We start from the raw sequence: 26,808 nt of genomic DNA, 5'->3' as shown, positions 1-26,808 counted from the left end.
AACTCCTCGTCATTCTCAATGCAAAAGCACGCGATGCGCGCATGGAGTTCGCCAATGCAACTTGACACCACAGATAGTCGCTCATTGCCCTGCCGGGCATTTCTCCCCGTAAACGGGGAGAAAGAAGCTGGCGCAACGCCATCGCCTTTCCTGCAACATTGGCGATACCGGCGACAACAGCGTCCCTCGCCCCGTTGACGGGGAGAGGATGCCGGCAGGCAGGTGAGGGGCAGTGCTAACGTCGACAATTGCCTCTGATCAATGCTTGATGCGATCCCGCATCGCGTACCACAACATCCCCAGCACATAGAGCGGCCCACGCAGCGCCGTGCCGCCCGGGAACGGCATCGGCGTCAGCGTCGAGAACAAGTCAAGCCGCGAGGCATCGCCAGTGATCGCTTCGGCCAGCAGCTTGCCGGACAGCGTCGACAGGATGACGCCCTTGCCGGAATAGCCATGCGCGAAATAGACCTCGCCATAGTGCCCGACGTGCGGCAGCCGTGATGTCGTCACCGACACCAGCCCACCCCAGGCGTGATCGATGCGGCAGTCCTTGAGCTGCGGAAAGGTGGCTTCCATGTGCGGCCGCACGAAGCCGGCGATATCGGCCGGCGGTGACGGCGTGTAACGCTCGCCGCCACCGAACAGCAGGCGTCCATCCGCCGACATCCGGTAGTAGTTGACGACGAAGCGGGTGTCGGACACCGCGACATTGGCCGGGATGACATTGCGCTTGCCCTCCAGCGGCTCGGTGGCGACGATGTAGTTGCCGACCGGCATGATGCGGCTGTTGACGCGTGGCTCCAGCCCATTGAGCAGCGCATCCCCCGCCAGCACGACATGTCTGGCCCGAACCGATCCCTTTGCCGTCGAGACCCGGATCGAAGGCTCACGCTCCAGCTTCACCGCCACCGAGTTCTCGTGGATCGTGACGCCGGCCGCAACTGCCGCACGGGCAAGGCCGAGCGTGTAGTTCAGCGGATGCATGTGGCCGCCGAGCGGCTCGTACATCGCGCCATGATAGGACGTGTCGACCTTGGCTCGGGCTTCAGCCGCCGACAGGATTTCCGCATGCGGAAATTTCATCATCGTGGCCAGACACTCGGCCTCTTCCTCGAGATCCCTGAGGTCGGAACCGTTGACCGCGCCGACCAGATGACCGGTCAGCCTGAGATCGCAATCGATGGCATGGCGCTCGATGATGTCGAGCACCAGCCCGCGCGCCTCGAAGGCAAGATCGAACAGCACCTTTGCCCGCTCCGGCCCGTAGAGCTTGACCAGGCCCTTGGCGCCCTTGCGCAAACCTGGGATCATCTGGCCGCCATTGCGGCCCGATGCGCCCCAGCCGATCTTGCCGCCTTCGAGCAGCACCACCTTCAACCCGCGCTCGGCGGCGTGAAGGGCGGCCGACAGGCCGGTGCAGCCGCCGCCGACGACAACCAGGTCGGTGTCGACGTCGCGGACCAGCGCCGGATGATCCGGCGCCGGATTGGCGGTGGCGACATAATAGGATTTGGCGATGTCGAGGCCCGAATTGAAACCCGTTGAACTGGAAGCCATGATCACACCTTCAGCAGAAGGTGGTCGCGTTCCCAGCTCGTCACCACGCCCTGGAACAGATCGAGCTCCACGCTCTTGACGCGCAGATAGGTCTGGAAGAAATCCTCGCCGAGCAACTCTCGCACCGGGCCGCAAGCCTCGAAACGGTCGAGCGCCTCCTCCATCGTTTTCGGCAGCGTGCTCTTGATCTTGTAGGCATTGCCCGACGCTTCGGCCGAGCGCGCCAGTTTCTGTTCGACGCCAAGATAGCCGGCAAGCAGCGAGCCGGCGATCGCCAGGTAAGGATTGGAATCCGCACCCGGAAGCCGGTTCTCCACCCGCCGCGCCGCGCGGCCCCCGGCCGGCACGCGCAGGCCGCAGGAACGGTTGTCATGCGACCATTCGATGTTGGCCGGCGCGCTGTGGTTCGGCCTTATGCGGCGGTACGAGTTCACGTTGGGCGCAAACAGCGGCATGATTTGCGGGACATATTTCTGCAGGCCGCCGATGAAGTGGCCGAACATTGCGGTGTCGGCATCGTCGCTGCCGGCAAACAGCGTCCTGCCAGCCTCGTCGATGACCGACATGTGCAGATGCATCGAGCTTCCCGCCTGCGCGGCGATCGGCTTGGCCATGAAGGTCGCATGCATTCCGCTTTGCTGCGCGGCCTGGCGCGTCAGCCGCTTGAACAGCAGCACCTTGTCGGCCAGCGGCAGCGCATCGCCATGCAGGAAGTTGATTTCCAGCTGCGCCGTACCCGATTCATGGATCAGCGTGTCGAGCGGCAGGCCGGCCGCCGCCGCATAGTCATAGACGCGGCGGATCACCGGCTCGAACTCCTCGAGCGCGGCCATGTCATAGGGATGCTGCACACCCTCGGCACGGCCATTGGCGCCGATCGGAGCGGTCAGCGGCTGGTCCGGATCGGGATTGGGCGCGGTCAGATAGAATTCGAGCTCCGGCGCCACCACCGCCCGCCAGCCGCGCCTGGCGTAGAGGTCGAGCACGGCGCGCAGCACATGGCGCGGCGAGGCCATCCAGGGCCGGTCGTCCATATGGAAGGCATCGGCGAAGACATAGGCCTTGCCGGGAGCAGCACCCGGCGCCAGGCACAGCGTCGAGACATCGGGCACCATGCGCATGTCCGGGTCCGAATAGGCAAAACCCTCGTCGATCGAGCCGGAGTAGCGGCCGTCGATGCTGACCAGGAAAGCGCTGCTCGGCAGATAGAGCGCGCGATCTTCCAGCGCCTGGAGGAATTTGGCCGTCGGCAAGGCCTTGCCGCGCAGGACGCCGTTCATGTCGGGCACCAGGCACTCGACTTCGTTGATCCCGTGCCGGGCCAGCCAAGCCTTGGCGTCGTTGCCGCTGGAGAGCGAGATATTCGTGTTGTTGTCAGGCATTTCGTTCATGTCCGTATCAAAGAGAGTATGGCTTGGGCGGCCACATCCGTTCCAGGTTTCAGCGCCATTTGGGCTGCATTGTCCTTGAGGCGGGCGCGCATGGCATCGTCGGCCAGCAGGCCGAGAATCGCTTTCTCCAACACTCCTTCGGTCCAGGCGTCGCGGCCGATATGGTCACCGACGCCGGTTTCTCCGGCGCGGCGCGCATTGTCCTGTCCGTCCCAGCAATAGGGCATGATCAGTGACGGCACGCCGAAGCGCAGCGCTTCGCAAAAGCTGTTGTTGCCGCCGTGATGGATGAACAGGTCTGACTTCGCCACCACCGAGGGCTGCGGAAACCAGGCGTCGAGATAGACATTGTCCGGCACCGCACGGTAGGCGTCGCGCAGGCCGCCGGCATTGACAATAAAGCGCGCCGGCAGCCTGTCGAAGACGACCAGCATGCGCTCGATCAGGCCGACATCCATGGCGCCGAGGCTGCCGAAGCTGACATAGACTAGCGGCCCCTTGTTGCGCGGAAACACCGGCACTTCGAACGGCCCTTCCGAGCGCACGCAGCCTTCGAGATAGACGAAGCGCGTGGGATCGAGCGGCTCGGCCCGCTCACGACGCACGATCGAAGGCGTCAGCAGCAAATTGAGGTCGGGCGACGCCTCGAGGAACAGGCCCTTCGGCAGCGACGCCAGGCCGGCATCCATGCGAAAGCGATTGAAGCGGTCATGTGCGGGCGCGCAAGCCGCCAGATACCTTGCCTCGAAAGCCGCGCGTTGCGGGTCGTCGGCGCCAAGCCCCGACAGATAGGGCGGCACATTGGCATCCGGCAGCTCGGTCTCGGCGCAGGAGACGACACGCACCCAGGGACAGCCGGCGGCTGATATCGCCGGGAACATGATGACATTGTCGAGCACCACCGCGTCCGGCTTCAGCCGCGCCAGCAATTGGCGCAGCGGCGCCTCGGCATTGACCGCAGTGTCGACGATGGCCTGCCAGGTCGGCGCGACATAGGTTTCCAGCTGGTCGATCGGGCTCAGCCGGAAATGCGGCAGGTGCCGGCGCACGAAAGCCTGCCAGTAGCTCTGGCGTTCGCTGTCGCTCAGCGGCTCGTCGGTCGGCAGCTGGTATTCCTGGAAACCATAGTCGGCAAAGACGCCGGAAAAGCCGGCATGGCAAATGAAGACGGGCCGGGCTCCCTTGGCACGCAATGCCTGCGCGATGCCGACGCAATTCAACGCCGCGCCGAAACTGGCTTCGGGAAACAGCGCGATGGTCGGGCTGGCTTTACGCGTCAATTATTCCTCGTCATTCCGGCCGGCTGATCATGCCGAACAGGGCGGGCGCCCCGCGACTGGCCGCTTGCGGTCGCTGGTTGCGGGAAAGCCGCAGGTGGATGCGAAGCAGATCGGCCGCCACCTCATACTGCAGGCTTTCAAGATGGTCGAGTATAACAAGGTGTTCGCGCAGCGATTGCCGCAAGCGGAAGACGTTGACGCCGGTATAGATGCCCGGCAGCCGGCGCAGCCTGAGGTGATCGGCCAGCGCATCGGCGATGAAGCGGTTGGCGCAGCCCTCGGCGAGCATGCCGTGAAAATCGATGTCCAGCCGCTGGAACTCGCGTGTGTCGAAGGCCGCATCCGGCAACGCCACCAGCGCTTCCATGCCCTGGCGCAACGCCGCCGCCCGCGCGCCATCCAGCCGGAAGCCCGGCGTCAGGATGGCCGCGGGTTCCAGCAGCAAGCGGAACTCATAGCTGTCGCCTTGCGCCTCTGGATCGTCGGGCGTGCGCCGAAACAGCCAGGACTGGCCAGGCGCTCGGTCCAACAAATTCTCTTCGGTCAGTTTGTTGAGTGCTTTTAGTACCGTCTTGCGCTCGGCACTGTAGCGCCGTATCAGCCCCGCGACGGTCACCGTCTGGTCCAGCCGACGCGCCGACCGGTCGCGCAGGATCGCCTCGGCCAACTCGTCCTCCTCGGCGGCGGGCAGTTCCGTGGCGACTGAAGCCTGCGCGGTGAGGTCGATGGCCAGGTGATAACCGGAATCTGCCTCCCAGCGCACGACACCCCGTTCAGCGAGCAGGCCGAGAGCCGCCCGCACCGGCGTGCGCGAGACATTGCACAACGAAGCGATCTGCTGCTCCGGCAAGCGTGCGCCGGGCTCAAAACCGCGCTGCCGCGCCACATCCAGGATGCGCTGCGCCAGATCGAGGTGGTTGGTGCGAGGTCGTCGGGCTGCGGCTTGCATGACTGGTCTCGTGGAAAACGACATGACCGCATTGATCTGACCGATCGCCCGCACGGACGCAATCGGCCAGATTCCACGATCGCTTAGCAAATTATGGATTGACGTACTTTTTTCTGCAATAGTACTGTCAGGGCAATCGGCGAGAAAAAGACCGAGGGAACGGGATCGAGGCAGCGGCAAGGGTCGCAGGCGTTGGTCCGGCGACTGCAATTCGACGATCAACCGAAATGGGAGTCTGTCATGACCGCTACCAGCCTGCGGCGCCGTGCGCTGAAAACATCTTCGATCGCACTTGGCCTGGCCTTGGCGCTGTCCGCGCCGGCGACGGCTGCCGACCTCGTCATTTCCAACTGGGACGGCTACATGGCGCCTGACGCCATGGCCGCCTTCAAGACCGCCACCGGCGTGTCGGGCGAAGTGGTGGTGCACGCCACCAATGAAGAGATCATGGGCAAGCTCATCGCCGCCGGCGGCAAGGGCTATGACGTGGTCTTCGTTTCTTCGCCCTTCGCCGAGGTGCTGAACAAGCTCGGCCTGACCGAGCCGATCGACCACGCCAAGATCCCGAACCTCACCAATCTCTATCCCGAGGCAACCAAGCTGCCGCACGATGCCGGCAATGCATTCTCGGTGCCCTACACCTGGGGCACGACCGGCCTCTGCTACCGTTCGGACCTGATGAAGGTTGCGCCCACCAGCTGGAGCGACCTGCTCGCGCCATCCGACGAATTGAAGGGCAAGACCACCATGCTGGCGACCGACCGCTGGCTGCTGGCTGCCGGCCAGCTCGACAAGGGCTATTCGGTCAACGAAACCGACCCGGCCAAGATGGCCGAGGTCAAGGATCTGCTGATCTCGGCCAAGAAGACCCTGCTCGCCTATGACGACACCACCTTCTATTCCAAGCTGGTGTCCGGCGAGGCGCTGATGGTGCAGGCATGGGACGGCTGGTGCAATTACGGCATCGCCGAAAAGCCCGAGATCAAATACGTCATCCCCAAGGAAGGCTCGGACCTCTGGGTCGACACGATGGTGGTGATGAAGGCCTCCGCCAACAAGGAGGCCGCCTTCCAGTTCATCAACTTCATGCTCGACGCCAAGAACCACGCCTGGGCGGCGCAGAACATCGACTACAAGGTGCCGAACAAGCCGGCGATGGAAAGTCTTCCGGCCGATTTCCTGGCCAAATTCCCCAACATGGCGATGCCGGTGGCCGATCTCGTCAAGTTCGAGCAGTTGCGTGACGTCGGCGACGCCCAGCGCGACTATTCGAAGATCGTCAGCGAGATCAAGGCGGCGCAGTAGGCGGCGCGCCACTTCGGTAGCTGGAATCAAGCTTGCGTTCCTTCGCGCCCCCCTCTGGCCTGCCGGCCATCTCCCCCTCAAGGGGGGAGATTGGCTGGGTTGTGGCCTGTCGCCAATCTTCAGCGCAGCGCCCCCTCATCCGACCGCTTCGCGGCCACCTTCTCCCCGTTGGGGAGAAGAGGAAGGCGTTAGCGCCAACGGCCTCCTCTCCCCTCGGGGAGAGGTCGGATCGCCCCGAATTGCCCTTCGCAATTCGGTTGGCAATCCGGGTGAGGGGGCAACTGCCCGAACATCATTTCCATGCCCTTGAAGAGACTGGCAGGGCAGAGGGGGGCACTCCTCCGTGAAATACACCCCCTCCCGCTCCTCCCTGCTGATGGCCCCGGCACTGGCCTGGCTCGCGGCCTTGATGGTGGTGCCGTGCGCATTGGTGCTGGCGCTCGCCTTCTTCCGGCGCGGCGTCTATGGCGGCATCGAATACACCTTCACGCTCGAGAATTTCGGGCTGGTCTTCGACCCGCTCTATGCCGGCATCTTCCTCAATTCGGCGCGCATCGCCGGCACCGCCACCCTGATCGCGGTGGTGATCGGCTATGCCGCCGCCTACGCCATCGCAGCCGCCCCGCGCCGGTGGCAGCCGGTGTTCCTGTTCTTCGCCGTGCTGCCGTTCTGGTCCAATTACCTCATCCGCACCTATGCGTGGATCGTGCTGCTCAACCGCGAAGGCCTGATCACGCAGTTGTTGCGCTGGTTCGGCTACACCGGCGAGCCCCCATCGATGCTCTATACGGAAGGCGCGGTTATTGCCGGTCTCGTCTACAACTACCTCCCCTTCGTCATCCTCGCCTGCTACGCGCCGCTGTCGCGCCTCAACCCGGAACTCGCCGAAGCCTCGCGTGACCTCGGCGCCTCCGCCGCCACCACATTCCGCCGTGTCATCCTGCCGCTGACCGTGCCGGGCATTGCCGCCGGCGCAGTGTTTGTCTTCGTGCTGTCGATCGGCAATTTCGTCACGCCCGCGCTGCTCGGCGGCGGCCGCTTCCAGATGATCGGCAACCTCGTCTACGACCAGTTCCTGACCGCCAACGACTGGCCGTTCGGCGCCGCGCTCGCGATGGCGCTGATCGCCATCATGCTTCTGGTGCTGATGGCGCAGGCGCTGGCCGCCAATCGCGCCTCGGGGCATGCGGCTGAGGCAAGGGACGACGCGAATGGCTGAGCGTGCGCTTCCTTCCTTCGCCCCGTTCACGGGGGTGAGGCGTGGTCCGCGCAGCGGACGAAAAGCCAATTGCTTGGCTTTTCGAACAACGAACGCCTGGAGCGATAGCGAAAGGCTGTCGTGCCCCGAAGGGGCGGATGAGGGGCAGCACCGACGCCTGCCAAGTTGGGCGCTGCCCCTCATCTGCCTGCCGGCATCTTCTCCCCGTGAACGGGGAGAAGGACGCTGTTTGCTCCCTTGGCTTCAAGCTATCGGAGGGCAGCGATGAACCAATCCTTTGCCCGCAGCTTCGGCATGCGGACGATCCTCGTTCTCGTCTTCGCCTTCCTCTACATCCCGATAGCCGTGCTGGTCGCGCTGTCCTTCAACGAAGGCGGGCTGCCGACGGCATGGTCGGGCTTTTCGCTGAAATGGTATGCCTCGCTGGCCGGCAATTCGGCGATACTGTCCGCTGCGCTCAACACGCTGATCGTGGCACTGGTCTCGACCGCGATCGCCACGCTGCTCGGCACGCTGCTGGCGATCGGCATCGAGATGCGCCGGCAATACGGCAAGGGCCTCGAAGCGCTGATCTTCGCGCCGATGATCATTCCCGACATCGTGCTGGCGATCGCGCTGCTGTCGTTCTTCTCGATGCTCAATCTGACCATGGGCCTGCACACGATCATCCTCGCCCATGTCGTCTTCAACCTCGCCTTTGTCTGCTCGGTGGTGCGTGCCCGGCTGAAGAGTTTCGACTGGTCGATCGTCGAGGCCTCCGCTGATCTGGGCGCGTCCGCGCTCACCACGTTCAGGCGGGTGACATTGCCGGTCATCGCGCCGGCGGTGATCGCCGGTGCGCTGCTCGCCTTCACGCTCTCGGTCGACGAATTCATCATCGCCTTCTTCACCGCCGGCGCCGGCCGCGCCTCGACGACGCTGCCGATGCAGATCTACGCCATGATCCGCTTCGGCATCACGCCGGAGATCAACGCGCTGGCGACCATCGTCATGGCGGTCTCGATCACCGCGCTGACCCTGTCGCAGCGGCTCAACCGTGGGATCATAGGCCAATGAGCGAACCCCGCACGCTTCTGGCCATCGATCATGTGTCGAAGAATTTCGGCCGGGTGACGGCCGTCGACGGCATCTCGCTCGATATCCGCGAGAATGAGTTCTTCGCGCTGCTCGGGCCGTCCGGCTGTGGCAAGACCACGCTGCTGCGGATGCTGGCCGGATTCGAGACGCCCAATGACGGGCGCATCCTGCTCGACGGCCGCGACATTGCCAAAACCCCGCCCAACAAGCGGCCGGTCAATCTGATGTTCCAGTCCTACGCGCTGTTTCCGCATATGAGCGTCCGCGCCAACGTCTCCTACGGCTTGGAGATGGAGCGCTTGCCGGCGTCGGAAATCCGCTCCCGCGTCGACGCCATCCTGGCGACAACCGAGCTGGTCCCCTTCGCCGACCGCAAGCCGGAGCAACTGTCGGGCGGCCAGAAGCAGCGCGTCGCGCTCGCCCGCGCGCTGGTCAAGCGGCCACGCCTGCTGCTGCTCGACGAGCCGCTTGGCGCGCTCGACAAGAAACTGCGCGGCGCCATGCAGCTGGAATTGAAGCGCCTGCAGCATGAGGTCGGCATCACCTTCGTCATCGTCACCCACGACCAGGAAGAATCGCTTGTGATGGCCGACCGCATGGCGGTGCTCAAGGACGGCAGACTGCTGCAATGCGACACGCCGCACGCGATCTATGAGCATCCGGCCGACCGTTTCGTCGCCGACTTCATCGGCGTGATGAATTTCGTGCCGGGCAAGGCCGCCACCGATGGGGTTGTCGCCGCGAATGGCGCACGAATATCCGGCAAGGTTCCAGCAACGCTCTCGCCCGGCGCATCCGCTGTCGCTTCGGTGCGGCCGGAGCGCATCCGGCTGTTCCCGGAGGCTCAGACCGCCAACCGCACCGCCGGCACGGTCGAGGCGCTGGCCTATCAGGGGCTCGACCTGCAGCTGCATGTCCGCACCCCCCTGTCGCCAAAGCCGTTCCTGGTGCGCGTCACCGCTGATGCCGCCGACCGCCGGCCGGTCGCGTCGGGAGATCAGGTCGAACTCGGCTGGGACGCCGCCGATGTCAGAGTTTTCGCAGAATAAAGGAGAAGCCTGATGGCGCAGAAGACGATCGCGTTTTTTCCAGAAGCGGCCTACGGCCCGGCGCTCAATTCCGTCGGCATCGCCCAGGCGGTCGAGGCGCGCGGCCACAAAGCCGTTTTCCTGTCCGACCCCGGCTTTGTCGATGTCTACAAGGGCTACGGTTTCGAGGCGCATCCGGTGAACCTGTCGGAGCCGATGCCGCCCGAGCAGATGGCGAAATTCTGGGAGGATTTCATCAACGGCCACATCCCGAACTTCCGCAAATCGCCTTACGATCAGGTCGACAATTACGTCAAGGATTGCTGGACGGCGATCGTCGACAGCGCCAAATGGGCGCAGAAGGATCTGCCGCGCGTTCTCTCAGCCATCAAGCCGGATGTGATCTGCGTCGACAATGTCATCCTGTTTCCGGCGATCAAGCAGTTCGGCAAACCCTGGGTGCGCGTCATCTCCTGCTCGGAAAACGAGATCGACGACGAGGACATCCCGCCCCATCTCTCCGGCTGCGGCGAGAACGACCATGCCGGTCACCAGCGCTACCGCGATCATTTCAACGTGGTGATCAAGCCGATCCATGACGACTTCAACGCCTTCCTCGCCGCCAACAACGAGGCGCCTTATCCGATCGGCCAGTTCTTCGAGGCCTCGCCCTATTTGAACCTGCTGCTCTATCCCGAAGCGGCAAAGTTCAAGCGCCGCCATCCGCTCGACCCGGCAAAGTTCCAGTATCTGGAAGGCTGCGTGCGGCAGGAGAAACCCTACACGGTGCCGACATTCGCCAAAAACAATGACGGGCCGCTGCTCTATGTCTCCTTCGGCAGCCTCGGCGCCGGCGATGTCGAGCTGTTGAAGCGCATCATCGCGACGCTGGGCAAGACGCGCTACCGGGCTCTGGTCAATGTCGGCGGCTACAAGGACCAGTACACGGACGTGCCCGCCAACGTGATCGTCGAGAGCTGGTTCCCGCAGCCTTCGGTCATCCCGCAGGTCGATGCGGTGATCCACCATGGCGGCAACAACTCCTTCACCGAGTGCCTCTATTTCGGCAAGCCGGCGATCATCATGCCCTATGTCTGGGACGGCCACGACAACGCCACCCGCGTCGAGGAAACCGGCCACGGCTTCGGCATGCCGCGCTACGACTGGACCGATGCCGAGCTGATCGCCAAGATCGAAACCTGCCTGACCGACCCCAAGATGAAGGCCAAGCTGGCGAAGACATCGGCGCAGATGCAGGGGCAGAACGGGCCGGAGAAAGCAGCCGGGTTGTTGGAGGGGTTGCTGTGAGTGAGGTGCTTGAAATGGCTAGCCAAGGCACCCCCCTCTGGCCTGCCGGCAATCTCCCCCTCAAGGGGGGAGATTGGCTGTCATCACCGCTTTCGCCAACCGCAAGGGTCGTAAGGAAAACGCCGCCGCAGGAACTGCTAATCTCCCCCCTTGAGGGGGAGATGTCCGGCAGGACAGAGGGGGGCCTCATAGAGCGGCAACGGATCGCGTTTGATCATGGAGCACCCCTATGACCTCCTCCGCTCCCCACCTCCACCAAGCCACCACCCGCACCGACCTCGTCGACTGGGGCGCCCAACCTGACGCATTGGAAGGCGCTTCGCACTCCACCGGCAGGCTCGTGCACAAAGGCCCGAACAACCAGCCGGAATCCGGCATCTGGGTGTGCACGCCAGGCCGCTGGCGCCTGAGCATCCCGCGCGATGAATTGTGCCATTTCGTCGCCGGCCGCGCGACCTACCGGTCCGATGTCGGTGAGCTGATAGACGTTTCCGCCGGCACCGTGGTCATGTTCCCGGCCGGCTGGACGGGTGAATGCACCGTGCATGAGACCATGCGCAACGTCTACATGCTGGCCTGACCACGGAGCTTGACGACATGCCGACACCGCACTGGCCGAAGGCCTCGAGCGTGGAACTGGAGGACTGGGGCGCGGGCAGCAACACGCTCGCCGGTTCGCCGCACGCCTCGGGCAGGGTCCTGTCCCGGAACCCGGACGGATCGAGCGAATGCGGCCTGTGGTCATGCACGCCGGGCACGCGCAAGGTCACCTTTGGCGCCGACGAGTTCTGCCATTTCCTCTCAGGCCGTGGCAGCTATGTCCATGACGACGGCGAAGAGATCCCGGTCGAGGCCGGCACGCTGGTGTTCTTCCCCGCCGGCTGGACCGGCATCTCCATCATCAGGCAAACGCTGACCAAGGCCTTCATGTGCCGCTGAGCACTCTTTTCAAGGAAATCGACATGACCACACCCATCATGAAATCCCCGCTCACCATTACCGACCTCGTCGACTGGGGCGTCATACCGACCATGATCGAGGGGCAATCCCACACCTCGGGCAAGCTGCTGTACAAGGGGCAGGAAGGCCGCTCCGAATGCGGGCTTTGGGTCTGCACACCAGGGAAATGGCACTGCCATGTCACCCGCGACGAGTTCTGCCACTTCCTCGAAGGACGCTGCACCTACGTCCACGAATCCGGCGAGGTCATCGAGATCGAACCGGACACCGCAGCCTTCTTCCCGCAGGACTGGAAGGGCGTCTGCACCGTCCATGAGACGATCAAGAAGGTCTACATGATCCGCTGAGCGGATCCGAGAGGATGTCCATGGATTTCTCCCCTGACCGGCCGACCTTCTTCGTCAACCCGGACTACCGGCCGATGGCAGGCACGAACAAGCCAGTGATCGATCCGGCGACGCTGGAAACCGTCGGCGCCGTCGCTGCAGCCAGCGATAGCGAGATCGATGCCGTGCTCACCGCCGCGACCAGGGCGCAGGCCGCCTGGAAGAAGCTCGACGCCAAGAGCCGCGCCAAGCACCTGCATGCCGTCGCCAACGCCATCGAGGCGGCGGACTTCACCCGCTGCGCCGAGCTGATGGTGCGCGAGATGGGCAAGCCCTACCCCGAAGCGATCGGCGAGATCGCCAACTGCGCGCCGATCTTCCGCTACTATGCCGAGATGGCGCGCGACGATGCCGGCAAGATCGCCGGCACGACGCAGGCCGGTTCGTTCCAGTATGCGCGCTACGAGCCCTATGGCGTCTCCGTCCACATCATGCCCTACAACTTCCCGATCCTGCTGATGTGCTGGACGGTCGCCGCATCGCTCGCCGCCGGCAATGCCTGCGTCATCAAGCCGGCCGAGGCGACGACGCTGTCGACGCTGGACTACATGACCGTGTTCCGCTCGCTGCCGGAGGGGCTGGTCTCCTGCCTGCCTGGTGGAGCGGCCACGGCGCAGGCGCTGATCGCCTCCGAACGCACCCATGCGGTTGCCTTCACCGGCTCGGTCGCCGCCGGCAAGGCGGTGGCGGTGGCCTGCGCCGAACGCATGAAACCTTGCGTCATCGAGGCCGGCGGCAGCGATCCGCTGATCATCAGCCAACACGCCCCGCTCGATGTAGCGGCGGCCGGCAGCGTCACCGCGGCCTTCCATCTCACCGGCCAGGTCTGTACCTCCGCCGAGCGTTTCTTCGTCGTCGATGCCGTTCATGACCGCTTCGTCGCGCTGTTCGCCGAAAGGACCCGGGCGCTGCGCATCGGCAACGGCATGGACAAGACCGAGATCGGACCGCTGGTCAGCGAAAGCGCGCGGACCAAAGTCATGCGCCTCGTTGACGATGCTATCCGCAGCGGCGCCAAGGCGGTGACCGGCGGACGCATCCCTCCGGCACACAACACCGGCTGGTTCTACGAGCCGACGATCCTGACCGGCGTCACCCCGGACATGGCAATCGTGCGCGAAGAATGCTTTGGACCGGTCGCCGCCATCTGCCGGGTCAGGGATTTCGACGAGGCGATCCGGCTTGCCAATGACAGCCCGTTCGGGCTCGGCGCCTCTGTCTTCACCACCGATCTGGCCGAAGCCCACGAGGCGGCTGAACGGCTCGAAGCCGGAATGGTCTGGGTCAACAACCCGCTGATCGACAATGATGCCCTGCCCTTCGGCGGCTGGAAGGCCTCGGGCCTCGGCCGCGAGCTCGGACGCCAGGGGCTCGACGCCTTCCGCCGCTCCAAAATGGTGATCATCGACCACAAGCCTGCAATCCAGGAATGGTGGTATCCGTACCCCGACAGCTGGTTCCGCGAGACCGGTGGCCGCAAGCACGTCTGAGTGTTTCGAACCTCGCCAGCTCCGGATAGCCAGCTCGGTGGCTATCCTGGGATAGCCAGTCCATGACCGGGAAAAAGCAATGCCGCCGGGCGAAGGCCCGGCGGCATCTTTCTTCGATTGGCTACTGCCGATTCAACGGCAAGTCGTTACGGCGTCGTTTCCGCCTGCATCGCGGCGGCCGTCTGGTCGATCTTGTCGGCAAGGACGCCCTGAGCCCAGGACGTGACCGCAGCGTCGACCGGCTTGTTGGCCATATCCGCCAGTGCCGCGTCGAGCGATGCATCATCGGTGCCGACCTCTGCCGCGGCAGCCGCCTCATTGGCGGCGGTGACCTCTGCCTCCTGGGCAGTGATTTCGGCTTCCAGATCCGTTATCTTCCCAGGCAAGGCCGCCTGATCTTCGGGCGTCATGGCCGCAATCTGCTCGGGCGTCAGCGATGTCAGCGCGGTCAACTGAGAATTCAGCGCATCCAGCTTCTCCTGGGCCGCTTCAGCGGCGGCCTGAGCAACCTTGGCTTTGGCGGACTGCGTCACGAAGGCCTGGATGGCAGCGAACTTCTTGCTCTTCGAGTTCATATAGGCGTTGATGTTGCGCTGAAGCGAGTTCAGCCGACCGAGCTTGGCGTGGATGTTCTTCTCCTTGGGAACCGACGAGACCTTTGTGGTCTTGTCGACCGTGGTGTCGTCCGTTTTGGCCTTTGCCACCTGCCCCCGAGCCGACGAAGACTTGCCGTGCGAAGCGCCGCTCTTGCCATTGCTATTGCCGCCGTTACCGCCGGCATTGCCCCCGCCGTTGCCGTTGCCACCGCCATTGCCGCCGCCGTGCCCGTTGCCGCCGGCTCCGGCGAGCGCCGGAGACGCCAGAAGCGCCAATGCGGCAAGCGCCGCGAACAGAGTTTTCCGGTTTGTCATGGTAATCTCCTCGGGAATCGTCACCTGGCCCGACCGCTAGCGACCCTCCTATGAGAAATCGCTAATTGTACAGAGTAAACTTTAGACAAATGCTGTCTCAATACGCGATCTGCCGATCAGCCCGAAGCATAACCATCTGATATTAAACACGAATCAGCGCTCTTGAACGGCGATGGCACTGAAGTCCCATGCCGGCAGGACTATAGTCCTGCCGGAATCCAGCGGCATGGGTGAAAGTCGTGACGTGGTATATCGAAAAGGCTTTGAAACAGGGCAATTGATAAAGAAAGCACAAGTCTCAGCCGATACTTTCACCGCCGTCGATTACCAGCGCCTGGCCGGTCATGAAGGATGAGCGGTCGGAGACGAGGAACAGGATCGCTTCCGCGATCTCATCGGCGCTGGCCCAGCGTCCCATCGGAATCTTGGTGCGGACATAGGTTTCGATCGCCTCGCGTCCGCCCATCTGGGCGATGAACGGTTCGTTGAACGGCGTGTCGACCCAGCCCGGGCAGAGCGCGTTGACGCGGACATTGTGCCGGGCATAGTCGAGCGACATCTGCCGCGTCATTGCCACTACCGCGTGTTTGGAAGTGGCGTAAGCGATCATCTCGCGGTCGTAGAACACGCCCGAATTGGAGGCGGTGTTGAGGATGACACCACCGCCTCGTGCGACCATCGACGGCATGACCATCCTGGCCGCCAGGAACTGCGCCCGCACATTGACCCGCCATGACGCGTCCATGCCGCCGACCTCGACCTCGGTCAGCGTTCCGCCGACCTGGATGCCGGCGTGATTGTGCAGGATGTCGATGCGCCCGTGCCTCTCGATCGTGCCGGCAATGAGCTTTTCCAGCGCCCCATCGTCCGCGACGTCAGTGGCGATCGCCTCGGCCTGCCCGCCCACTGCCCTTATGTCCGAAGCCGTTGCTTCACCGGCGGCCTGATCCCTGTCGGCGATGACGACCACCGCGCCTTCCCTGCCCATGATCATGGCGCCGGCGCGCCCGATGCCGGAGCCGGCGCCGGTCACGACGGCGATGCGGTCTTTGAGGATCATGATGCGACTTTCAGTTCGACGGCTTGCGCTGGCGCAATTGCCATTGGGCAAGCACCACAAGCAGCACGGAAGCGACGAGCACGATCGTCGCGATGGCGTTGATCTCCGGCGTCACGCCGCGCCGGATCGACGCGAAGACATAGATCGGCAGCGTCGTCTGCGCCCCGGCGACGAAGAAGGCCACAATGAAATCGTCGAAGGAGAAGGTGAAGGCGAGCAGGAAACCGGCAACGACGGCCGGCATGATCTGCGGCAGCACGATCGAGCGGAACGTCGTCAATGGCGTGGCGTAGAGATCGCTCGACGCCTCGACCAGATTGCGGTCGAGGCTGCCGAGACGCGTGCCGACGATCATCGTCACCAGCGCCATGGAGAACAGGCCGTGCGCCGCGATGATCGAGCCGTAGCCGAGCGCCAGGCGCGGCGGCTGGTCGTCGGACCAGATCGAGGCGAGGAACGGATTGACGACCGTGAACAGCTGGACGAGCGCGACCAGTGTCGAAATGCCGATGACGACGCCCGGAACGACGATCGCGGCGCCCAGAAGCGCATCGAAGACCGCGCGTGTTCTGATGCCGACGCGCGCCAGGCCGAGTGCTGCCGCCGTGCCGCACAACGCCGCCAGCAAGGCGCTGGTGGTGGCGATGAACAGGCTGTTCTTCAGCGCTTCGACCAGGAACGGGTTCGCCAGCGCCTTGCCGTACCATTGCACCGAAAAGCCGGTGAACTCGCTGGCATGGTGACCGGCGTTGAAGGAGAACAGCACGACCAGTGCGATCGGCAGATAGAGGAAGGCGAACACCACAATGACGAAGGCGCGCATCAGATCAAATCCACCCGGCGCGCGCCCGAAACCCGGGTCGAAATCCGGTTGGCGGCAATCAGCACCACCACCGAGACCAGCACCAGCGTGATCGCGATGGCCGAACCGAACGGCCAATTGCGCGATTGCAGGAACAGGTCGACCAGCGCATTGCCGATAAAGAACACCTTGCCGCCGCCAAGCAGCGTCGGGATCAGATATTCGCCCAGCAGCAGGATCATGACCAGCGAGAAGCCGGTCATCACGCCCGGCAGCGACAGTTTCAGGGTCACGCCGAGGAAGGTCGAGAGCGGCGTCGCGCCGAGATCGGCGGAGGCTTCCAGCAGCCGGCGGTCGAGCCGCTCAAGGCTGACATAGATCGGCAGGATCATCAGCGGCAGGTAGCCATAGACGATGCCGAGCAGCACCGCGCCCGGCGTGTTGATCAGCCTGATATCCTCGAAACCGATATAGGACAGCAGAGCCGGGATGCCGCGCCCGCCCAGGATATACATCCAGGCATAGGTCCGCATCAAAAGGCTGGTCCAGAACGGAATGACGACCAGCGCCAGCAGGATCAGCCGCCAGCGCTGCGGTGCGCGCAGAGCAAGATAATAAGCAACGGGATAAGCGACGAGCAGACAGGCGAGCGCCCCTATCGGCGCCAGCACCATCGTGTTCCAGAAGGCAGCCGCCCGCGCCGGAAGATTGGCATATTGCGCGAAGGTGAAAGCCGCTTGATAGCCGCCTTCCGGCGCCCGTTCGCCGACGCTGAACACCGCGATGGCAATGAATGGCAGCACCAGAAACACCACCAGCCACGCGGTCGCCGGACCGAGCAGCATGGCGGTCGTGAGGTTGTGACGAAATCTATTGCCGCGCATTGAAAACCGCCCCGATACCGGCGGACATATGCCCGCCGGTCAATTGTCCGCGCCAGACCGCCCCTCAGGCCGACTTGAAGCGCGCCATCAATTCGGCGCGGCCCGGATCGGTCAGCGTTGCCGCCGCGCCGAATTCCAGCGGCGTCAACAGGTCGGCCGCCGGATAGAGGATCGGATTGTCGAGCACTTCCTTGGGCAGCAGCTTGTTGACCCGCGCATCGGTCGACGGCGCACCATTGGCCAAATGCTCCTTCACCGCCACCTGCGGATTCATCAGGTAGTTGAGCAGGGCGTAGCCGGCCGGCTTGTTCGGCGCATCTTTCGGAATGGCGTAGAAATCGGTCCAGATCTCGCCGCCTTCCTTGCCCAGCACATAGGCGATCTCGGGAATGTCGCGATGCAACTGCGCGCCATCGTTCGTCCAGCACATCGTCATCCAGGCGTCGCCGGCGCGCATCCCCGGCTGGTAGTCGGAGGAGACCGCGAACAGATGCGGCTTGACCTTGAGCAGCAGTTCCTCCGCCTTGGCCAGTTCGTCCTGCTTGAGCGAGTTGAACGAGTAGCCGTAATATTTCAGCGCATTGCCGATCGTGGTCAGCTGGTAGTCGTGCACCATGGTACGGCTGTCGCCTTCCGCCATGGCGGTGTCCCAGAACTCCTTCCAGCTGGTCATCGGCTTGGTCAGCTTCTTGGTGTTGACGGCAAAGCCGGTGGTGCCCCAGTTCTTCGGCACCGCATAGGTCACCGCATCGATCGTGCCTTCCCCGGTGAAGCGGGGATCTTGCTGCGAGCCGTCGAAATTCGGCAGCTTCGCCATCTCCAGCGGCTCGATGATGCCGAGCTTCTTATAGGTCGAGATCGTGTAGTTGGTCGGCACGAACAGGCTCCAGCCCGAGGCGCCTGCCTGCAGCTTAGCCAGCATCTCCTCGTTGGAGCCGAACACGTTGACCTCGACGGCGACGCCGGTGTCCTTCTTGAAATTCTCGAACGTCGCCGGGTCATGGTAGTTCGGCCAGGTGGCGATCGACATGCGGTCGCCGAGGCTTTCGGCGGCAAAGGCTGGTGTCGGCATGATGCCGATCTCGCGCGCCATCACCGCCGTGGCAATGCTAAGGCCGGTGAGGCCAAGAAAGTCGCGTCGGCCGATCGAGCCGCGCTTCAAACGCATCAGCTGATCGACAAAATTCTTGGGGCTTATCGGCAGTCCGTCACGATATGATTTCGACATGTTTATCTACCCTCTGGTTGGCCCCGTTGTTCTTGGTCTCCGCAAACGCCAGCGGCGTTCCGGAGGCAAAGCCGATGGCGACGGGTTCACCCGGCTTGAAGAGATTGCCGTGGCCGATCAGGTGATCGGCCTTGGCCAGCAGCGTTCCGATGCCCTGGACCTCGATCGCGTATTCCGCCGTCGGGCCGAGGAAGATCCGGTTGCGGACGACGCCTTTGAAGGGGCCGCCCGTCTGAGCGCCAAGGCTGAGCGATTCAGGACGCAGGCTGACCGAAACGGCCTCGCCTTGCTGCAGGGCGGTTCGTTTGCGCGCTGCAATGACGGTGCCGTCGGCAAGCGCCACCTCCACCAGCTCGCCCGAATGTCCGGCGACGGTACCTCTCAAGAGGTTGGTCTTGCCGACGAAATCGGCGACGAACAAATCGGCCGGTTCGTCATAGATCTCGCTCGGCTGCCCGAGCTGGACGATGCGGCCGCCGTTCATGACGCAGACGAAATCGCTCATCGACAGCGCTTCCTCCTGGTCGTGCGTGACCAGCACGAAGGTGATGCCGATCTCGCGCTGCAGGTTCTGCAGCTCGATCTGCATGTCGGTGCGCAGCTTCTTGTCGAGCGCAGCCAGCGGCTCGTCGAGCAAGAGCACCGCCGGCTTGTTGACCAGGGCTCGTGCCAGCGCCACACGCTGCTGCTGGCCGCCCGACAGTTCGTGGATCTTGCGGCGGCCATAGCCGGCGAGCCGCACCATTTCGAGCGCCTCGCCCGCTCTTGAGGCGATCTCGCGCGAAGACAGCCTTGGCCGCGCATGGCGCAGCCCGTAGGCGACATTGTCCTCGACATCGAGATGCGGAAACAGCGCGTATTGCTGGAACACCATGTTGACCGGCCGCCGGTAGGGCGGCGTGCCGGCCATGTCCTGGCCGCGAATGAACACCCGGCCTTCGCTCGGCTGCTCGAAGCCGCCGATCATGCGCAGGCAGGTGGTCTTGCCGCAGCCGGACGGCCCGAGCAACGCGACAAAGGCGGAGGGCGGGACAGCGAGATCGATGCCGCTGACCGCGGTCACCGCGCCATAGCGCTTGGTGACGCCGCGAAACTCGATGTCCGGCACTGCGGTCAAGGCTGATGGCTCCAGCAACAGGGCAATATCGGGACGCTACCAGAGCCAATGGCGGCTAGTATATACCTCTCAGGTGGTATATCTGATCTATTTTCTCGTTTAAGGGGGTATAGATTGTCCCGCAGCGACGAATACAGCCAGCTCGCCACGCTCGTCGCGGCGACGCGGGAGACCAGTGGCGACCTGTTCGGCAATGCGCTGGTCGATTGGCTGCGGCTCCATGTCAGCTTCGACCACTGCGTGGTGTTCGGCTATCGCGGCGCGGCGCGCCCGCCGCTGCTGTTCGAAACCTTCTCGCCGGCCGAAAGCCACGTCTTCGTCGCGCTCTACCAGGAGGGACCCTATCTGCTCGACCCGTTCCATCACGCGGCGGTCGAGCGCAAGGAAGGGTTCTGGCGCATGCGCGAACTGGCGCCGGACCGCTTCTATGCCAGCGAGTATTTCCGCTCCTACTACAGCCAGACCAGGCTGGCCGAGGAGGTCGGCTTCTTCGTGCCGTTGCCGGGCAAGGATGCGCTGGTGCTCTCACTGATGCGGCTGCGCGCTTCAGGCCCGTTCGGCACCGCCGATGCCAGATTGCTGCGCGACATGGCGCCGGCGGTGATCAGCTTCGCCAGGCTGCGCTGGCCCGCCCTTCCGGCCGACGAACCGGCAGAGGCGCAGCAGGACGAGACAACCACTCCGGTCAACGAGTTCGACCGCGCCCACATCTGGCAGAGCCTGTCGCTGACGCCGCGCGAAAAACATGTCGTCGACCTTGTGCTGCAGGGGCATTCGACGGAATCGATCGCCAGGGCCATGCGCATCGTGCCGGGAACCGTGAAGGTCCATCGCCGCAACATCTACCGCAAGCTCAAGATCAAGTCGCAGGCTGGCCTGTTCGCACGTTTCGTCGAGATCATCGACGCGCGGATAAGGTAGCTACTTCGCCCCGCCGTTTACCTGGGCAATCGCTTCGGATTTCGAATCCGCGTCACTTTTTTGCGAACGCCGGCGCTGCCCCTCACCTGCCTGCCGGCATCCTCTCCCCGTATAGGGACGGGGAGAGGGGCGCAGTAATTGCCGGTTTCGCCAATCTCCAACGTTGCAAGACAGGCGACGAGGTTACCGCGAGCCCCTTCTCCCCGTCACTATACGGGGAGTCGAGGCGCCAACTGCTTGGCTTTTCGAACAACGAACGCCCGGCAGGGCGATGAGGGGCAGCGCAGACCTCGACAATTGGGTGGATTGCCCATGACGATTGATCAGGCTATCGCGTCGCCGTTCCACGACCCGGTCTCGACCATCTGCTTCAGCAGCGGCGCAGGCTTGAACACGTCCTTGCCCGTCCGCTGATGCCAGTACTCGAGCCGCTCGATGAGCCTGGCCGGGCCTTCAAGGCCAGCCCAGAACAGCGGTCCGCCCTTGCCGATGGGAAAGCCGTAGCCATTGACCCAGACGACATCGATGTCGGACGCGCGGGCCGCTATGCCTTCCTCCAGGATCTTGGCGCCCTCGTTGATCAGGGGGTAAAGCGTGCGCTCGATGATTTCTTCCGCACTGATCGCGCGCGGCGCGATGCCCCTCTCGGCGGCCTTGTCGCGGATCAGCGCCTCGACCTCCGGATCCGGGGCCGGGGTACGCGAACCGTTCTCGTAGAGATAGAACCCCCGGCCGGTCTTCTGGCCGAAACGTCCTTGCTCGCACAGCGTGTCGGCGATCACGGCCGACAAGCCACGTGCCTTGCGGTTGCGCCAGCCGATGTCGAGACCGGCGAGATCGCCCATCTGGAAAGGCCCCATCGGCCAGCCGAAATCGGTGAAGACCTGGTCGATCTGGCTGGGCGTCGCGCCTTCCAGAAGAAGCGCTTCCGATTCCGAGCCGCGCGCGGCCAGCATGCGGTTGCCGACGAAGCCGTGGCAGACGCCGACGACAACGGCCACCTTGCCGATCCGCCGCGCCAGGTCGACGACGGTCGCCAGCGCATCGGGCGCGGTCTTGTCGGCGCGCACGATCTCCAGGAGCTTCATGACATTGGCCGGCGAGAAGAAATGCAGGCCGAGCACGTCCTGCGGCCGCGAGGTCGAGGCGGCGATTTCGTTGATGTCGAGATAGGAGGTGTTGGTGGCGAGGATCGCGCCCGGTTTGGCCACCGCTTCGAGCTTGCCGAACACCTCCTTCTTGACCGCCATGTCCTCGAACACCGCCTCTACGATCAGGTCGCAATCGGCGAGATCGGCATAATCGGTGGAGCCCTTGAACTGGGCGAGCCGCTCGCGCTTGGCGACTTCGCTTAGCGAACCGCGCGTGACGGACACCGAGTAGTTTCTGTCGATCGTCGCCAAGCCGCGCTGCAATGCCTCATGGCTGGTTTCCAGCAAGGTCACGGGATAGCCGCCATTGGCGAAGGCCATGGCGATGCCGCCGCCCATCGTGCCGGCGCCGATGACGCCGACGCGGGCAATCCTGCGCTTGACGATGTCTTTTCCCGAAACCTTTGCCGCCTCACGTTCGGCGAAGAACAAATGCCGCTGCGCCCGCGACTGGTCGCTGCCGACCAGTTTCACGAACAACGCACGTTCCGCCGCCAGCGCCGCATCGAAGGGCAGCGTGACGGCATTGCGCACCGACAGCGCACAGGCGATCGGCGCCTCGAGCCCGCGCGCCTTCCTAGCGAGGTCCGCAGCCTCGGCGTCTAAAGCCACGAGGTCGGTCTCCTTGAGCCCCTCATTGCGATCGCGCACCGGCGTGAAGGGGCCACCCTTGCGGGCAATTTCCCTGGCGAAGTTCACGGCATGCGTCGTCAGATCGCCTTCGAAGACGGCATCGACGAGACCGGCGGCATGCGCCTCGGTCGCACCGATCGGCGTACCGGAGACGATCATCCTGAGCGCCTTCACCGCGCCGACCAGGCGCGGCAGCCGCACCGTGCCGCCGCCCCCCGGCAGCAGGCCGAGCTTCACCTCCGGCAGGCCGAGCTTGGCGCCGGCATCGGCGACGCGGAAATGGCAGCCGAGCGCCAGCTCCAGCCCGCCGCCGAGCGCGGTGCCGTGGATGGCGGCCACCGTCGGCTTGGCGATGGTCTCCAGCACAGCCACGATGGCGCGTAGCTCGGGCTGCTGCATCGGCTTGCCGAATTCGGTGATGTCGGCGCCAGCGACAAAGGTCCGGCCGGCGCATGCAATGACGATGGCGGCAACCGAAGCATCGTCGCGCAACTCAACCAGCGCCTGCATCAGCGGTTCGCGAACATGGAAGCTCAGCGCATTGACCGGCGGGTTGTCGATAGTGACGACGGCGACGTCGCCGTCACGGCTGACCTTCACGAAATCGGACACGCAAACCTCCCAGCGCTATTCAGCGGCCGTGGCCGCGCGAACGGGATTTACAGCGCCATGACGTCGAAGGGAACCGGATGTCGGCCTGGCACAATGATTACAGACCTGGGGCGACGAAGGCGGAGCCTACCGCGGCGCCTTCTGCCCGCCCGCCGCCGTGATCACCCCGACAATGATCAGCCCCGTCAGCAGCAGCCTTACGCCGGCACTCACCCCAAACGTGTTGAGCATGGTCAAAAGCAGCACCAGGAACAGCGCCGCGCCCCAGACCCCGGGCACATTGGCCTTGCCGCCGGCGACCGACGTGCCGCCGATGACGACGACCGCGATCGAGGCCAGCAGATACTCATTGCCGATATCGACATTGGCGCCACGGAAATAGCCGGCGAGCAGCGCGCCGTCGATGCCGCCGAGCGCGCCCGACAGCGTGTAGGTGAGGAAGCGGATGCGGCCGACATTGACGCCGGCGAGCCAGGCGGCGCGGATATTCTGGCCGATCGCCAGCACCGAGCGGCCATAGATCATGCGCTGCAGGGCGACCGCCGCACCGATGGTGAACAGTACGGTGAGGATCGCCAGCACCGGAATGCCGAGTATCTGCCAGTTGGCGAAATCGGCGAAGCCCGGCGGCGGTTTGATCTGCAAGCCGCGTCCGTAGCTGATGTCGATCGACTGGATGATGAAGCTGGCCGACAAAGTGGCTATGATCGGTGGGATGCGCAGCGCCCAGATCAGCAGGTAGTTGGCGGCGCCGATCGCCGCCCCGCAGGCAAGCGCCGCCAGCAGCCCGACCGCGATCATGGAATCATTGCCGTCCATCACTTTCATCGCGACGGCGCTGGCAAGGCCGATATTGGCCGGCAGCGACAGGTCGACATTGCCCGGGCCGAGTGTGATGACGAACATCTGGCCGACGCCGACAATGACGGTGAACACCGCCAGCGACAGGGCCGCCGTCACCATGCCGCCGGCGCCATAACCGCCGGTGAAGGCGATCGTCGCCAGCCACACCAGAAGCGCGCCAATGAACGACCAGATCCAGGGTTTGGCGAGCAGCGATTTCACCGATGTCATCGCTCACCTCTCCTTGCGGCTGATCAGCACCCGCGCCGCCAGCACGATGATGAGGATGGCGCCGTTGGCGGCAACCTGCCAATCGGGTGGAATGTGCATGAAGGTGAGCAGCGGCGAGGCCGCCAGCGCCAGCGTCAGCGCGCCGATCACAGCACCTATCGGCGACACCCGGCCGCCGACGAATTCGCCGCCGCCGAGGATGACGCCGGCGATGGCCAGCAGCGTGTAGCCATTGCCGATATTGGCGTCGGCCGAGGTGGTGATGCCGATCAGCGCCATTCCGGACAGCACGCCGAACAGACCGGCCAGCGCAAACAGCACGATCTTGGTTCGGAGCAGCGACCAGCCGGCGCGGCCGAGTGCCGCCGGATTGCCGCCGGAGCCGCGCAGGATCACGCCATAGGAAGTGCGCATCAGGCCGAAATGAACGATGAGGCCGATCAGCAGCGCGGCGATGATCGGGAACGGAATGAAGGGCGGCTTGAACGCCATCAGCCCGAGCAGCCAGTCCGGCGCCTTGCCGCCCGGTTTGGGCAAGACGAGAATCGCCAGCCCCTGCCAGACGAAACTCATGCCGAGCGTCACCACGATGGACGGCAGATTGCGCAGATGGATCAGCGCGCCGAGCAGCGCATATACGCCGATCGATCCAAGCAGGATGACGGCACCGATGAGCGGCGCGTCCTTCAGCCAGGTCGCCGTGACGCAGCCGACGAAGCCGACGAAGGTGCCGATCGACAGGTCGAGCTCGTTTCCGGCGATAACGAACATCTGCGCGATGGTCGCCAACGCGATCGGGATCGCCAAATTGAGCATCAGGCTGAAGCCGAAATAGCTGATGGCGCGCGGGTTGAGCCAGGCGATGGCGAGCAGCACCAGCGCCAGCGACAGCGCCGGCAGCAGCCCGCGCAACAGACGGGCACGGGCCAGTGCGCCTCGCTCGGCGGACGTCCTGGCGGCGGTGTCGAGGCTGGCGGCCGTTATCTCAGGCCGCATCGCCGAAGGAGGACTGGATGATCTTCTCTTCGGTCAACTCGTCGCGGCGCAGATTGGCGACGATGCGGCCGTTCTTGAAGACATAGATGTGATCGCAATTGTCGAGCTCTTCGGTTTCCGTGGTGTACCAGAGGAAGGTGCGGCCTCGGGCAGCCTCTTCGCGCACGAGGTCATAGACCTCCAGCTTAGTGCCGATATCGACGCCGCGCATCGGGTCGTCCATCAGCACGATCTGCGCGTCCGAGCCGAGCGCGCGGGCAAACAGCGCCTTCTGCTGGTTGCCGCCCGACAGCGAGAAGATGTTGTTGTTCATATCGGGCGTGCGGATGCCGATCTTCTTCTGCCATAGTGCAGCGAGTTCGGCCTCGCGCTGCGGCGAGATCAGCAGCCCGCTGCGCAGCCGCGCCAGCGAGCGGATGCCGATATTCTGCGCGATCGACCATTGCGGAAAAATGCCGTCCGACTGACGGTCGCCGGCGACCAGCGCCACCGGCGCCGTCACCTCGATGCCTGCCTTGGCGCGCGATGCAGCAGTGAAGATCGCCAGCAGCAGGTCGGTCTGGCCATGGCCAGCCAGCCCGGCAAGGCCGATGATCTCCCCGGCACAGGCGACAAGGTCGGTGCCGTCCTTCTGCGCGGCGGGCCGCGCCCGGACCCGTAGCGGACTGGCGGCGGGCTTGGCAGCCGCGATTTGCGCCGCGATCTTCTGGCGCGCCTCCGCTCCGCCCATCGCCGTCACCAGCCGGTCGCGGTCGAAGGCACTGGCGGCGTCGGCGACAACCACCTTGCCGTCGCGCATCACCACGATGCGATCGGCGTTGCGCAGCACCTCACCCAGTACATGCGAGATCAGGATGCAGCTTTTGCCGCCGGCGACGAAGCGGCGCACGAAGGCCAGCAGCTGGCCCGCCGTATGCGCATCGAGCGACGATGTCGGCTCGTCGAGGATGACGAGGTCGAGCCAATCCTGAGTGACGGTGAAGGCGCGCGCCACTTCCACCATCTGGCGCCGGCCGATCGACAGGTCGCCGACAATATCGGACGCCGAAATGCTGTGGCCCGGAAAGATCTCGTCGAGCTTGGCAGCGATCAGCTCGGCCGCCTTGCGACGCCAGCCAAAGCCGCGCAGCGAAGCGTGGTTGATGCGCGTGTTCTCGGCGACGCTGAGATTGGGGCACAGCGACAGTTCCTGGAAGACGCAGCGTATGCCGAGTTGCTGCGCGCGCGACACCGAGTAGTTGTCCTCGATGCCGCCATGCACGCCGATCTTGCCGCTGTCGGGCACCAGCGTGCCCGCGACCATGTGCATCAGCGTCGATTTGCCGGCGCCATTGTGGCCGACGAGACCAACGCACTCGCCGGGGCCGACGTGAAAATCCACGCCACCCAGTGCGCGAACGGCGCCGAAATGCTTTTCGGCGCCGTTCAGTCTGATGATGTCAGCGTTCCCTTCAGGCATGCTCAAC

The 26,808-nt window shown here is 64.4% G+C and carries 24 protein-coding genes; 10 read left to right on the top strand and 14 right to left on the bottom strand.

Annotated elements, in window-relative coordinates:
- Positions 1–258: 258 nt before the first annotated feature.
- Genes NP945_RS25175 through NP945_RS25160 form a run of 4 tightly spaced genes read right to left on the bottom strand, consistent with a single transcriptional unit; the run spans position 259 to position 5,402 of the window.
- The gene (locus tag NP945_RS25175) at positions 259–1,560 is read right to left on the bottom strand and encodes an FAD-binding oxidoreductase (RefSeq protein WP_256747846.1); all 1,302 of its coding nucleotides are present in this window, start codon (positions 1,558–1,560) and stop codon (positions 259–261) included.
- Positions 1,561–1,562: 2 nt separating this feature from the next.
- Positions 1,563–2,942 (bottom strand): glutamine synthetase family protein, encoded by a 1,380-nt coding sequence (locus NP945_RS25170; RefSeq protein ID WP_306283280.1) that lies wholly within the window; start codon positions 2,940–2,942, stop codon positions 1,563–1,565.
- 5 nt (positions 2,943–2,947) lie between these two features.
- Complete coding sequence (locus NP945_RS25165) at positions 2,948–4,231, bottom strand: glycosyltransferase (protein ID WP_256747844.1); 1,284 nt, start codon at positions 4,229–4,231, stop codon at positions 2,948–2,950.
- A gap of 10 nt (positions 4,232–4,241) precedes the next feature.
- Positions 4,242–5,402 (bottom strand): GntR family transcriptional regulator, encoded by a 1,161-nt coding sequence (locus NP945_RS25160; RefSeq protein WP_256747843.1) that lies wholly within the window; start codon positions 5,400–5,402, stop codon positions 4,242–4,244.
- A gap of 18 nt (positions 5,403–5,420) precedes the next feature.
- Between NP945_RS25160 and NP945_RS25155 the strand changes: the two genes are divergently transcribed.
- The 9 genes from NP945_RS25155 to NP945_RS25115 all read left to right on the top strand — a co-directional run bounded on the left by NP945_RS25155 (position 5,421) and on the right by NP945_RS25115 (position 13,953).
- Entirely contained in the window at positions 5,421–6,485 is a 1,065-nt protein-coding gene (locus NP945_RS25155; protein ID WP_256747842.1) for a spermidine/putrescine ABC transporter substrate-binding protein, read from the top strand.
- 376 nt (positions 6,486–6,861) lie between these two features.
- Positions 6,862–7,704 (top strand): ABC transporter permease, encoded by an 843-nt coding sequence (locus tag NP945_RS25150; protein ID WP_256747853.1) that lies wholly within the window; start codon positions 6,862–6,864, stop codon positions 7,702–7,704.
- A gap of 264 nt (positions 7,705–7,968) precedes the next feature.
- A complete protein-coding gene (locus tag NP945_RS25145; RefSeq protein ID WP_256747841.1) occupies positions 7,969–8,760 on the top strand; it encodes an ABC transporter permease in 792 nt (263 codons plus the stop codon).
- A complete protein-coding gene (locus NP945_RS25140; protein ID WP_256747840.1) occupies positions 8,757–9,830 on the top strand; it encodes an ABC transporter ATP-binding protein in 1,074 nt (357 codons plus the stop codon). The genes NP945_RS25145 and NP945_RS25140 overlap by 4 nt, the downstream gene beginning before the upstream one ends.
- A gap of 12 nt (positions 9,831–9,842) precedes the next feature.
- Positions 9,843–11,117 (top strand): glycosyltransferase, encoded by a 1,275-nt coding sequence (locus NP945_RS25135; RefSeq protein ID WP_256747839.1) that lies wholly within the window; start codon positions 9,843–9,845, stop codon positions 11,115–11,117.
- Positions 11,118–11,346: 229 nt separating this feature from the next.
- A complete protein-coding gene (locus NP945_RS25130; RefSeq protein ID WP_127383024.1) occupies positions 11,347–11,697 on the top strand; it encodes a cupin domain-containing protein in 351 nt (116 codons plus the stop codon).
- A 17-nt stretch (positions 11,698–11,714) separates the two neighbouring features.
- Positions 11,715–12,056 carry a cupin domain-containing protein gene (locus NP945_RS25125; RefSeq protein ID WP_256747838.1) on the top strand — a complete coding sequence of 114 codons (342 nt, stop codon included), beginning with the start codon at positions 11,715–11,717 and terminating at the stop codon, positions 12,054–12,056.
- A gap of 23 nt (positions 12,057–12,079) precedes the next feature.
- Entirely contained in the window at positions 12,080–12,424 is a 345-nt protein-coding gene (locus tag NP945_RS25120; protein ID WP_128363151.1) for a cupin domain-containing protein, read from the top strand.
- 20 nt (positions 12,425–12,444) lie between these two features.
- A complete protein-coding gene (locus tag NP945_RS25115; protein WP_256747837.1) occupies positions 12,445–13,953 on the top strand; it encodes an aldehyde dehydrogenase in 1,509 nt (502 codons plus the stop codon).
- Between the two features lie 146 nt (positions 13,954–14,099).
- Here the strand turns inward: NP945_RS25115 and NP945_RS25110 are convergent, their stop codons facing one another.
- The 6 genes from NP945_RS25110 to NP945_RS25085 form a co-directional block, all read right to left on the bottom strand.
- Positions 14,100–14,864, bottom strand: a complete 765-nt coding sequence (locus NP945_RS25110) for a hypothetical protein (RefSeq protein WP_128308501.1) — start codon at positions 14,862–14,864, stop codon at positions 14,100–14,102.
- A gap of 298 nt (positions 14,865–15,162) precedes the next feature.
- Positions 15,163–15,924: an SDR family NAD(P)-dependent oxidoreductase gene (locus tag NP945_RS25105; protein ID WP_127321335.1), complete on the bottom strand. Its 762-nt coding sequence runs from the start codon at positions 15,922–15,924 to the stop codon at positions 15,163–15,165.
- Between the two features lie 10 nt (positions 15,925–15,934).
- Entirely contained in the window at positions 15,935–16,747 is an 813-nt protein-coding gene (locus tag NP945_RS25100; protein ID WP_256747836.1) for an ABC transporter permease, read from the bottom strand.
- Positions 16,747–17,610 carry an ABC transporter permease gene (locus tag NP945_RS25095; protein WP_127266978.1) on the bottom strand — a complete coding sequence of 288 codons (864 nt, stop codon included), beginning with the start codon at positions 17,608–17,610 and terminating at the stop codon, positions 16,747–16,749. The genes NP945_RS25100 and NP945_RS25095 overlap by 1 nt, the downstream gene beginning before the upstream one ends.
- Positions 17,611–17,674: 64 nt before the next feature.
- Positions 17,675–18,838 carry a PotD/PotF family extracellular solute-binding protein gene (locus NP945_RS25090; RefSeq protein WP_256747835.1) on the bottom strand — a complete coding sequence of 388 codons (1,164 nt, stop codon included), beginning with the start codon at positions 18,836–18,838 and terminating at the stop codon, positions 17,675–17,677.
- Entirely contained in the window at positions 18,819–19,955 is a 1,137-nt protein-coding gene (locus tag NP945_RS25085) for an ABC transporter ATP-binding protein (RefSeq protein ID WP_256747834.1), read from the bottom strand. The genes NP945_RS25090 and NP945_RS25085 overlap by 20 nt, the downstream gene beginning before the upstream one ends.
- Positions 19,956–20,069: 114 nt before the next feature.
- On the opposite strand from NP945_RS25085, the gene NP945_RS25080 reads away from it, so the two are divergent.
- The gene (locus NP945_RS25080; RefSeq protein ID WP_127270019.1) at positions 20,070–20,876 is read left to right on the top strand and encodes a LuxR C-terminal-related transcriptional regulator; all 807 of its coding nucleotides are present in this window, start codon (positions 20,070–20,072) and stop codon (positions 20,874–20,876) included.
- Positions 20,877–21,199: 323 nt separating this feature from the next.
- Here NP945_RS25080 and NP945_RS25075 read toward each other — a convergent pair whose 3' ends face one another.
- The 4 genes from NP945_RS25075 to NP945_RS25060 all read right to left on the bottom strand — a co-directional run bounded on the left by NP945_RS25075 (position 21,200) and on the right by NP945_RS25060 (position 26,801).
- Positions 21,200–23,272 (bottom strand): 3-hydroxyacyl-CoA dehydrogenase NAD-binding domain-containing protein, encoded by a 2,073-nt coding sequence (locus NP945_RS25075; RefSeq protein ID WP_256747833.1) that lies wholly within the window; start codon positions 23,270–23,272, stop codon positions 21,200–21,202.
- Positions 23,273–23,398: 126 nt separating this feature from the next.
- The gene (locus tag NP945_RS25070) at positions 23,399–24,346 is read right to left on the bottom strand and encodes an ABC transporter permease (RefSeq protein WP_127808746.1); all 948 of its coding nucleotides are present in this window, start codon (positions 24,344–24,346) and stop codon (positions 23,399–23,401) included.
- A gap of 3 nt (positions 24,347–24,349) precedes the next feature.
- On the bottom strand, positions 24,350–25,330 hold the full coding sequence (locus NP945_RS25065) for an ABC transporter permease (RefSeq protein WP_256747852.1): 981 nt from the start codon (positions 25,328–25,330) through the stop codon (positions 24,350–24,352).
- Between the two features lies 1 nt (position 25,331).
- Entirely contained in the window at positions 25,332–26,801 is a 1,470-nt protein-coding gene (locus tag NP945_RS25060; RefSeq protein ID WP_256747832.1) for a sugar ABC transporter ATP-binding protein, read from the bottom strand.
- Between the last annotated feature and the right edge of the window lie 7 nt (positions 26,802–26,808).

This window comes from Mesorhizobium sp. LMG17149, from assembly GCF_024518695.1.
GTDB lineage: Bacteria > Pseudomonadota > Alphaproteobacteria > Rhizobiales > Rhizobiaceae > Mesorhizobium.
This window is presented reverse-complemented; position numbering and strand designations above follow the sequence as displayed.